The following is an 8605-nucleotide window of genomic DNA, read 5'->3' as shown; positions in this document are numbered from 1 at the left end:
CTTCCTCTGACGTATCAACTGCTACTTCGTTGCGTCGAGTGTTGGCTTGGTTCTAAATGATCTTGCGACGCGACCCAAAATGTAGCAACGCGTACTACGGATTCTTTGGCTCTGCTGAAATACTCAGATCCTGTCAAAAGTTGTGTGACACATGTAGAGTCTGTAGTCAGCAACTCAATTCGTGGTTTTTTGACCTCATAGATAGCACAACAGTCTATGACAGAAGAGATATCACTCGATGGTCGGACGTTCGTTGGCGTTGCAAACACCGATTCGGGGGAGGTGAGTGGGGATACTCGCTTCGAGTTCGAACAAGAAGGTGAACGGATTTACGCACACTATACAGGTGGGAGTATCGTTGATGGCCATCTCGTTGGAACGTTTGACGGCCATGAATGGGACATCAGGTACTCACAAATCAACACGGAGAATGAAACCGCAAGTGGCCACTCTGTGGGCACCGTCAAACTGCTTGACGATGGTCGCGTACGTATCGAAGACGAGTGGGAATGGGAGTCACAAGATGGTAGTGGCGAGTCAGTGCTTGAAGAGGTCGTCTAAAACAACTCTACTCTGGCCGATTCGTGTGTATTCACCGGCGACTGCGAAGTCTATCAAAGACCGAGGGGGTTCAGCATTTTCGAGGTGGAGCCCCCGACCTCAAGGAGCGAACGGAGTGAGCGAGTAAGTCGGGGAGGAAACCGACATGGTACGACATAACCGCCACACTGCGACCGACCGACTCCCAATTTTATAAGTACCGTCAGGTACTCTCTGAAAACATGGATGTGCGTCGAACTGCCGTCGTGAAACTCGCTGTTTCCGACGAGCAACGCGACGCACTCCACCGAACCGCCGAGCAATATCTGTACTGCGCGAACCGAACCGCCGACTACTGTTGGTCCGACACCACCTACACCGAGTGTAAGACCAACAAGCGAGGGGCTCGTGATGCGCTCTACTCCGAACTTCGAGAGAAGACAGACCTACAGGCCCAACTTGTCCAAGCTGCTATCAAACGCGCTGTCGAAGCCGTCAAATCATGTGTCGAGCGGTGGAAAAAGGGGCAGCGCGTCTCTCAACCGACGTTCACCGCCGAAACGATGGACTACGACACCCGGAGCGCCACCTTCTACCGGAACAAGGTGTCGCTGGCAACTGTTGAGGGCCGAGTCGAACCGTCGTTTGTCCCCCCGGCAGACAGTCCGACGCCCTACGAGCGGTACGTACTCTCCGAGAACTACGAGTTCCGCGAGAGTACGCTTCGGTACGATGCGGCCACTGACGAGTTCTATCTCAACATTTCGACGCGGCGGACAGACGGTGACGATGAGGTTTCGGAAGATACCGGGCACCCCGATCAAACGGTCCTCGGTATCGACCTCGGCGTCAATAGCCTTGCTGTGTCCTCAACCGGCACGTTTTGGCAGGGAGACGACTACGACCATTGGTGTCGTGAGTTCGAGAAGCGACGTGGTGAGATGCAACAGCGCGGGACACAAGCCGCTCACAAGGCCCTTCTTCGCCTCGGGAAGCGTGAAGACGCCTGGCGGAAACAGTACATCCACACGATCGCCAACGAACTCGTCTCGGAAGCCGTCGAACACGATTGTGACGTGATCGCGTTTGAGGACTTGAGCGACATTCGAGAGCGGCTTCCGCACGCGAAGTGGCACCACGTCTGGGCGTTCCGACGCCTCGCCGAGTACGTCTCCTACAAAGCCCCTGAACAGGGTGTCTCCGTGGAACAGATCGAGCCGAACCATACGTCCCAACGCTGTTCTCGGACGAACTGTGGGTTTACGCACCCGAACAACCGCCACGGAGAATACTTTGAGTGCCAGAAGTGCGGATACGACGTGAACGCGGATTACAACGCAGCGAAGAACATCGGGCTCCGGTACGCTCGAAAGCGGACACACAGACTCCGTTCCTCGCCCAAGTCGGGGAGCGGAGACGCACAAGTAGACGTGCGTATAAATGGTGGGACGTTGAACGGTGAGAGTTACCAGCCTATTGCTGGCGACTGATTGCCGGGAGTCCACATCAAAGCCCTACCCTCAAGGACCGAGGCGCGGAGCGCCGAGAGAGTAGGGTGGGGTAGTTTACAGACGCAGAACGCCCTTACATTTGTTGTATACGTGTCGGATAAACTTAAATCTGTTGATTTTGACCGTTGTGGTATCAAAACTGCCCCTATTCGTCGCAATTCAGCCTTTCAGAAACATTTAATTCGTTGTGGTTCTAGTACAACGATAAGGAGACTAATACATGTCCGATACTGAGTCAGAAACTACTGCCATTGATCTGGAAGGGCGAGAAGATCGCACCCACCTTCGTGGTGAGATGGCCCGCTCGCTCGCCCGAGGTGGGATGGAAGGTGTCCAAGTGATCAGCTGGGAAAGCGCAGAGATCGCTCTCACACCGAAGCGTCGTGAGATTATCGAGACGCTCCGCGAGAAGGAAATCGGGTCTGTTCGAGGACTCGCCCGGGAACTGGATCGAGACAAATCGCAGGTCAGTCAAGATCTGGCGAAGCTTGCAGAGCTAGGTATCGTTCGGTACGAAAAGAACGGCAACGCGAAGAGTCCCCGTCTGACACAGGAGCACATCGTCGTCGAGCCGATCGTATAAAAAGGGACAGATCAGTCCACTCGTGGGGGCCGAATATTCGGAAGTTGGATGACGATCGAGCACAATCTTAACCAACAAGATTGAGGATGAAAAGCACATGTTGGTTAATCATGCTGGTGGTCTACTCCACCGGAAACCTGGTGTGTTTGGCCCGCAAAGCCGCCAAAAGCTTAGGTTCACGCCGAGTGATATTCATTTGGAAGGAACTGTCACACGCTCCTTCCACCCCTTCATGAACGCTGACGAATCGCCCCTCGGTCGGTGTCCGAAATGTGGTGAGGACATATCGGAAGCATGGATTCTCGTTGAGTACGAAAAGGACGACGGCACAGAGGGCGTGTGGAGCGAGTGTCCGGCGTGTGAGAACGTTGTAGCGCCGGAGTAGGGACAGTAGAATAAAGTGTGGTTCGTCGCGTATGGGGTGTACAGTCTATAAATGGAGATTTCAGATCAACTTCAGTGTCTGTTCTCAGGGAAAGTCGAAGAACGGAACGGGTCATATGTGATTGAGATACCGGAGCAAGAGCTCCGCCTGGGCGACCTAGAGGCGGACGAAACGTACCGTGTCGCTGTGTTGCCGTCACCCACCACCAGCGAAACCACCACTACTGACGCCGATCCACAGCCCGAGCAACCGTCACAGACGCCCCCTGTCGAGGAAGGAGAACAACGCACTGTCGAAATCGAAGACATTGGTGAGCAGGGCGACGGCATCACCCGTGTTGAGCGCGGGTTCGTCGTTATTGTTCCCGACACCAAACAGAGTGAGCGTGTCACTATCGAGATCACCGATGTCCGCGAGAATGTCGCCTTCGCGGAAGTTGTCGATCGCGTCAGTTACTACGAGTAGTTTGAAGCGTTCATTCTTCTTCGCTGCGGGCGTGATCGCGTGAGCGATACTTTCATTTATATTATCCTCGTGGGGTTCAAGCTTGCTCCCGACGAAATAGAACGCTTCGCACAGGCAGCGAGACAAGTACAACTACTGAGTTGTACTGGACTTCTGCCTCTCCAACTCTGTTGAAAACCTATTCTTCAGACATATTGTTGTCTGAAATAGCTGGTCGCTGAGGAATGCGTATTGATCGTCTTCGGTATCCGGCAACCATGTCCTACCCGATACGAATTTGAAGACTCGCTAAACAGTATCGTTTATGCAGTTCGGAAATTTGGTCTCCGCTCACCTCCCAAATGCCGTAGTTGCTGCGACCATATTCACGCTCTACAACACCTATACTGGTGATGTTGCTGACCCAGTCACGATTGGTATCGAATATCTCACCTACGTTACTGTAATCTTCATCGGATTCGTAGTTATCACCCCCATTTTGAACGAGGCATTCGGCAGTGTTTCAACGTGAATCCTCTGTACTGACCACAGCCGGCCAGAATGTGTCACTTCGTGGGGATTTCAACAGAGCCAATAGAGCCATATAATTATAATTGGAATACGCACGGAGATGTGATGCCCTCCACCCGGTCCATTCTAGTCAGTCTTCTCGTTGGCCTCGTCCATACGGGAACACTCATCGCTGTAGCACTGGCGCTCGGATATTCGATCGGCCCATCAGAGTACACAAGTTTCGGGATTTGGTGGCGCTATGGCGGGCTCGTCGTTGTGGCTGCCGTTCCAGTATGGCTTGTGCTCCGGTATCGAATGATCGCTCCACTAATCGCCCTCGTGCTGACCACTGGCTACGTGCTCGGAATGGAACTCACCCCACCGGGACCGACCTTTCGTGATGTCGCAGAGTTGGAGCGGCTAGCTGAACCGACCGGCATCACCATCGTCGAGAACGGGCTGTATATCGCCCGGTATATGCTGAACGCCTCTGTCTGGACGGTTGGATTTCTGTTTCTCGGTCTGGTCGAATACACTGTTCGAACAGGTTGGAAGCGACTTCCAGCAGTACCCTCACCGAACGCACTAATTTCGATCCCCGCATCGCGGAAACCGGCGATAGGTATTGCCACTGTCGGTGGCGTGCTCCACGCGGTCGTAATGCTGTGGTTTGCACTCCGACTTGGTCTCACCGTCTCGGGCGAGTTCAGCTGGCTCATGTACATCAGTAGTACCCTTGGAATGTGGATACTCGCTGCCGTTCCACTGTATCTTTTAGTTCGCCATTTCGTGGTCACGCCAGCGACGGTCCTCACGGTGTTCATCCTGCTTAATGTACAGGCGGAGTTCACAGCCAGTCCCGATGATCCGCACGCACTGTACTTCGGCGCGTGGTTTCTCTACTTCGGTCTTCTCCTCATTATGGCAGGAATCGAGATCGGACTTCGCCGGCTGTAAATCGAACAACAATTGCGCGTGATAACGTAGTCACGTTTCAGCAACCGTTTTACGCCGACCACAGCTTCGACTGAAGCTTACTCTCACGATATGTCGTACAACCACAGCGACTGCTCGTACACCGAGAAGCCAGAACAACACCGACTACGGCTGAGCAGTAACTAATTTACTGATTGTCTATCTTCTCCAAATATGAACGGTCGGCACACTGCTACTGCTCTCCTAAACATAGTCCGACTCGAATTCCGCCGACACCGTCGCTCGCGCGGAACGATCGGAACGCTCGCAGGCCTCACACTGTTCTGTACGTTCTGGAGCGTCCACAACCTCTCTATCTCGACGTATCCCCCAGATGCGTCGTTAAGGAACGACGGCGTGTTTTCCGTTGTTGCCCCCAGTCAGAACCTCTTACTCCTTGATGCTGCCACCTCAGTCTTTGTCGGCCCGCTGTTGCTCTGTGCCGGCGTTCTCCTCGGCGTAGGTACTGTCACAACGCCACGTGCCGAGGGGACGCTACGGACGATTCAGACCTTTCCGTACAGCCGGCGGAATGTGTTCGTTGGTCTAGTCCTGTCTAGGCTCGTAGTCATCGCAGTTATCGTCTCTGTTCTCACGACCTGTACCGTCATCGCTGCATCCTTCGCTGGGGTTCAATTGTCGTGGGCGATGGTGTTCGGCTTCGCCGTTCTCCTAACGCTCCATACAGCAGGCGGTGTCGCCGTCGGTGCGATGGTCTCGACGCTCCGGATCGAACCCATCGCGGTGTATCTACTCGGTGTCGTCGCCGCTGTCGGTCTGCTGCTTCTCGGCGGGTTTCTCTCTTCGCAGTTCATACAGGCCGGATTGTTCGCGCCGCGGACCGCCTTCCACGTCGCGCTGGCCGGCCTGCATGAGGACTGGACGACGCTCTTCCAGCAGGCGCTGGCGGACGCGACGGGTGACCTTCGACCGCTGTTCGGCTCTATGGTGGGTGGAATGCTTGTTTTGTGTACATGGGTGGTGGTGCCGACACTGCTCGGGGCCGTCGGCTACAAACGGGGTGACCTCGGCCGATGATGGACGCATCCGACGATTACACACCAGCAGTCGTGACTGACGGTTTCACCAAACGGTTCGGCTCTGTCACAGCTGTTGAAGGGCTTGAGATGACGGTTCCGGCCGAATCAGTGTACGGACTGCTTGGACCGAACGGGGCAGGGAAATCGACCATTATCGACGCTCTAGTCGGGCTCATCCACGCTACCGAGGGGACGGTACGTATTCTCGGAATGGACGTTCGTACCTCACCGGTCGAGATCCGCCGACGAACCGGTATCTTGCCGGACGGGTTCACGCCGTACGAGCGCCTGACTGGCCGGGAGCATCTTGATGCCGCCGCCCGCGCCAATGGCGTGACGGTCGATACTGATGAGGCTCTGGCGCGGGTCGGGCTTGCTGACGCCGCCGACCGCATCGCAGGCGGGTACTCGCAGGGAATGAGACAGCGGCTGGGGCTAGCGATGGCACTCGTCGGCGCACCCGATCTGATCGTACTCGACGAACCGGCGGCCGGACTCGACCCCCATGGGATCGACCTGTTGCGGCGCATCGTCCGAGAGGAGCACGCTCGTGGCGCGACCATCATACTCTCAACACACCAACTCGCACAGGTCGAAGCGGTATGTGATACGGTCGGCATCATCGATGATGGTCGGCTTGTCGCAGAGGATTCTGTGGAATCTCTCCGTCGCACCGTCGGGACCGAGGCGACGCTCCGTGTCAGGCTTACTGGATCGATCGACCGTGCCCGAGATCTCCTCGGAGAGCTTGACGGCGTGACTGGAGTGAATGAGGATGGCGACGTACTTATCGTGCGGTGTGAGGCCGAACAGGGAACCGCCGGTGTCATCGCCGCACTTGAACGCTCTGACGTGGGCGTTGAATCGTACGAAAAATCTCTTCCTGGTCTCGAACAGGTGTTTGAGGCCTACACCGACAAGCAGTGACCGACCGTTCGTCGCCTCGTCGACTGGCAGCACAGGTGGGTCACGTTGCACGGCAGGAACTCTTGTGGCTCCGGCGTAGCTGGACGGTCCCAACCGTTGCTGTCCTGTTCGTTCTCTCGATTGTAAGTGTCGTTCAGCAGGCTGACCCGCCTGGACCAGGGGAGCAACCGCTCACGGTCCTCGCACTGGTTCCCAACGGCGACTCCCTCTCATCGACCGCGGTCATTCTGTTCACGCTCGGTCGCGTGCTGACACTTCTGCTCCCGCTCGTCGTTGTCGTACTCACAGCCGGAACGCTCGCCGGCGACAGGGAAGCGGGGCGGCTCCGGACACTCCAGACATTCCCGGTCTCGCGTCGTGCTGTCGTTGGTGGGAAGCTCCTCGCCCGGTCGGCCGTTGTGGGAAGCGTCGTAGTACTCGGTCTGATCGCGGGTGCGCTAACGTCGTGGTTCCAGTTCGGGGTCACCGACCCGGTTAGCTACGGCTTGTTCCTTCTCGTCTCGGTGGGGTTTGCACTGTCTTTGACCGGAACGACGATGGCCGTCTCGACACTAGTCACGGCGCGATCTCAGGCCGTCGCTCTCTCGTTGGGGCCCTTTCTCGTCTTCGCGTTTCTCGGAGTCGACCCGGGTGTCCCGTCGGTGCTCCGAACGGGATTACTCGTCCAGCCCTACCAACTCCTCGTCGCGGGCACCCACGACCAGCTCGTCGCTATCCCGCGGGTGATGGCAACTGCTCGCCCGCAGGCTCCGCTCGGTGGCCTTGTCCTCTCCGACGGGGTTTCGTTCTGCGCGCTGTTCGCGTGGCCAATCATGCTCCTCATACCCGCAGCGGGTCGGTACTGTCGGCGGGATTTGTGAACCGCCTCGGGGTCAAGCCCCGAGGCACTCTGCCCTGCTATCTGTAGATCTTCTGGTGCCGGGCTCATACGAACGATCTATTTTTGATCCTATGAATCGTTTAATTGTTCCAGCAGAGTTGTCGGATATGTGACTGCAAAACGCCACATTCTAGATTCGGGATTATCCAAAACAAAAGCGAAGAGCTATCGAAACGGATTTTCAGCAGCGTTAGTTACTGGCTTCGCGGTTCTCTCGTATCAAAATGCGTTAGAACCCGAGACATCTCTCGTACGTCTACTTGAAGAGTGGTGATAGAATAGGTCGACAAATGATTCGTCTCACCAAACTTATACTCTATCCTGCCACATCGGGAGATATGCGCCGGTTTGTTCGAGGTCTCGCATCCATCTTGCTCGGATTGTTCATCGGATATTCTGTCGCGTTCATCGTTAGCCCTGACCCGACTGGCCTTTTCGCAATCGTCATTGGGCTGGTCCTAACTGTTGCGTTGACCACGGTATTCTATGTCGGCATCAATAAACTGACTGCGTCCGGATCAGAGTAGCCAGCGTTGTGTTCGAACGCTCATTCAACCGGCTTATTCACCGGATTTTAGGTGTACGCAACACCTAGTGTATCGTTCTATCACACCTTCACAGGCGGTAGTTACTTTTGCCACGGTTGAACACATCGAACTATGACAGACTTACAACAGTATGGGCCTTCTGCGATTGATCTCGCTGGAAGCCAGTATACTGTCGAGCAGACTGGACGCGATAAGAACTTTCGACCCGAGTATGAAGCGAGAGACGTTACGGGTGACACGCTTTTTCGTACCACGTACC

At 55.7% G+C, this 8605-nt stretch carries 10 protein-coding genes; all 10 read left to right on the top strand.

From position 1 onward, the window contains the following. Positions 1 to 216: 216 nt before the first annotated feature. A complete protein-coding gene (locus ACT4MF_RS14915; RefSeq protein WP_444683223.1) occupies positions 217 to 561 on the top strand; it encodes an avidin-fold protein in 345 nt (114 codons plus the stop codon). A 221-nt stretch (positions 562 to 782) separates the two neighbouring features. Continuing rightward, entirely contained in the window at positions 783 to 2030 is a 1248-nt protein-coding gene (locus ACT4MF_RS14910) for an RNA-guided endonuclease InsQ/TnpB family protein (RefSeq protein WP_444683222.1), read from the top strand. Between the two features lie 316 nt (positions 2031 to 2346). Next, on the top strand, positions 2347 to 2634 hold the full coding sequence (locus ACT4MF_RS14905; protein ID WP_004599660.1) for an HVO_A0114 family putative DNA-binding protein: 288 nt from the start codon (positions 2347 to 2349) through the stop codon (positions 2632 to 2634). Positions 2635 to 2866: 232 nt separating this feature from the next. After that, positions 2867 to 3019, top strand: a complete 153-nt coding sequence (locus ACT4MF_RS14900) for a DUF7837 family putative zinc-binding protein (protein ID WP_444683221.1) — start codon at positions 2867 to 2869, stop codon at positions 3017 to 3019. Positions 3020 to 3070: 51 nt separating this feature from the next. After that, positions 3071 to 3484 carry a TRAM domain-containing protein gene (locus ACT4MF_RS14895; protein WP_444683220.1) on the top strand — a complete coding sequence of 138 codons (414 nt, stop codon included), beginning with the start codon at positions 3071 to 3073 and terminating at the stop codon, positions 3482 to 3484. 304 nt (positions 3485 to 3788) lie between these two features. Beyond that, the gene (locus tag ACT4MF_RS14890; RefSeq protein ID WP_444683219.1) at positions 3789 to 3995 is read left to right on the top strand and encodes a hypothetical protein; all 207 of its coding nucleotides are present in this window, start codon (positions 3789 to 3791) and stop codon (positions 3993 to 3995) included. 104 nt (positions 3996 to 4099) lie between these two features. After that, positions 4100 to 4933 carry a hypothetical protein gene (locus tag ACT4MF_RS14885; protein ID WP_444683218.1) on the top strand — a complete coding sequence of 278 codons (834 nt, stop codon included), beginning with the start codon at positions 4100 to 4102 and terminating at the stop codon, positions 4931 to 4933. A 192-nt stretch (positions 4934 to 5125) separates the two neighbouring features. Continuing rightward, a complete protein-coding gene (locus ACT4MF_RS14880) occupies positions 5126 to 5989 on the top strand; it encodes an ABC transporter permease (protein WP_444683217.1) in 864 nt (287 codons plus the stop codon). Further along, entirely contained in the window at positions 5986 to 6918 is a 933-nt protein-coding gene (locus ACT4MF_RS14875) for an ABC transporter ATP-binding protein (protein WP_444683216.1), read from the top strand. The genes ACT4MF_RS14880 and ACT4MF_RS14875 overlap by 4 nt, the downstream gene beginning before the upstream one ends. After that, positions 6915 to 7778, top strand: a complete 864-nt coding sequence (locus tag ACT4MF_RS14870; RefSeq protein ID WP_444683215.1) for an ABC transporter permease subunit — start codon at positions 6915 to 6917, stop codon at positions 7776 to 7778. The genes ACT4MF_RS14875 and ACT4MF_RS14870 overlap by 4 nt, the downstream gene beginning before the upstream one ends. Positions 7779 to 8605: the final 827 nt, after the last annotated feature.

The sequence above is a fragment of the Halorubrum sp. FL23 genome (assembly GCF_052439115.2).
Taxonomy (GTDB): domain Archaea; phylum Halobacteriota; class Halobacteria; order Halobacteriales; family Haloferacaceae; genus Halorubrum; species Halorubrum persicum.
This window is presented reverse-complemented; position numbering and strand designations above follow the sequence as displayed.

Coding starts and splice junctions, on each gene's coding strand:
- ACT4MF_RS14915 (WP_444683223.1), top strand. CDS start 217: ATGACAGAAGAGATATCACTCGATGGTCGGACGTTCGTTGGCGTTGCA.
- ACT4MF_RS14910 (WP_444683222.1), top strand. CDS start 783: ATGGATGTGCGTCGAACTGCCGTCGTGAAACTCGCTGTTTCCGACGAG.
- ACT4MF_RS14905 (WP_004599660.1), top strand. CDS start 2,347: ATGGCCCGCTCGCTCGCCCGAGGTGGGATGGAAGGTGTCCAAGTGATC.
- ACT4MF_RS14900 (WP_444683221.1), top strand. CDS start 2,867: ATGAACGCTGACGAATCGCCCCTCGGTCGGTGTCCGAAATGTGGTGAG.
- ACT4MF_RS14895 (WP_444683220.1), top strand. CDS start 3,071: ATGGAGATTTCAGATCAACTTCAGTGTCTGTTCTCAGGGAAAGTCGAA.
- ACT4MF_RS14890 (WP_444683219.1), top strand. CDS start 3,789: ATGCAGTTCGGAAATTTGGTCTCCGCTCACCTCCCAAATGCCGTAGTT.
- ACT4MF_RS14885 (WP_444683218.1), top strand. CDS start 4,100: ATGCCCTCCACCCGGTCCATTCTAGTCAGTCTTCTCGTTGGCCTCGTC.
- ACT4MF_RS14880 (WP_444683217.1), top strand. CDS start 5,126: ATGAACGGTCGGCACACTGCTACTGCTCTCCTAAACATAGTCCGACTC.
- ACT4MF_RS14875 (WP_444683216.1), top strand. CDS start 5,986: ATGATGGACGCATCCGACGATTACACACCAGCAGTCGTGACTGACGGT.